Annotated in this window: 1 protein-coding gene; it reads right to left on the bottom strand. The window is 72.8% G+C overall.

The annotated features are described in order from the left end of the window. On the bottom strand, nucleotides 1-878 hold an 878-nt coding region (locus K4G64_RS39340; protein WP_308122616.1), incomplete at its 3' end, for a type II CAAX endopeptidase family protein. Nucleotides 879-986 lie beyond the last annotated feature (108 nt).

The raw sequence follows: 986 nt of genomic DNA, 5'->3' as shown, positions 1-986 counted from the left end.
CGCTGGCCCTCACCGCCGTGGTCACCGATCTGCTCTACGCCGCACTCGTGTTGTGGCTCGCCCGGCGGCGCCGGGTGCGAGAGGCGCTGCGGCTCGTGCCGCCGGGCGAGCCACAACACGAGTGCGGCGTAGAGCAGATCGGTGACCACGGCGGTGAGGGCCAGCGGCCAGGGGGCGTCTGCGGCGGTCTCGTCCGACGTCAGTCCGTCGACGACCGCGGCGGAGACGCCGAAGGCCAGCAGATTGTTCAGGACGTGCAGGGCGATCGCCGCCTCCAGCCCGCCGGTGCGGATCGTGAGCAGCCCCGCCACCAAGCCGTTCACCAGCAGACCGAGGAAGCCCCACCGGGTGCCCCAGCCGTGGGCCGCGGCGAACAGCACGGCCTGCGGGAGCACCGCGAACCACGGGGAGCGCACGAACGCCCCGACCGCCTGGGTCAGCCAGCCCCGGAACACGTACTCCTCGGCCGCGGCCTGCAACGGCACGAGGACGGCCAGCACGGCCAGGGCCGCGAGGAAGGAGCTCCACCCCACCCATGTGTCGGACCCGCCCGAGTCGCCCGGCAGGAAGAAGGCGATCACCGTGAGCAGGAGGATGGGCGGCAGCCCGGCCAGCAGACACCACCCGAGCCAGCCGGTCCGCAGCCGTCCGGTCACCGAGGAGACGGTGCCGGCGCGCCGTCTCGCCGGCCACAGCGTGGCCAGCAGCACCAGGGGCAGGGCAATCGCCAGGGACACCAGATCCATCGCGGTGTTCCCCAGCGGCCCCAAGTCGACGCCCCCGTCGGGCAGTTCCGGCGCACCGAGCGCCGTTCCCAGACCCCAGGTGACAGCCAGCAGCAGGAGCAGGAGGACGACGTAGGCGAGGCTCAGTAACACCGTGCCGACCACCGGGCGCCACCAGCGGTGCCGCCCGGTGGTCGGCACGGTGTTACTGAGCCTCGCCTACGTCGTCCTCCTGCTCCTGCTGCTGGCTGTCACCTGGGG

Origin of the sequence: Streptomyces sp. WAC04114, from assembly GCF_019733245.1 — a bacterium.
Lineage (GTDB): Bacteria > Actinomycetota > Actinomycetes > Streptomycetales > Streptomycetaceae > Streptomyces > Streptomyces massasporeus_A.
The sequence above is the reverse complement of the archived record's forward strand: the minus strand, read 5'-3'. Positions and strand labels throughout refer to the sequence as shown.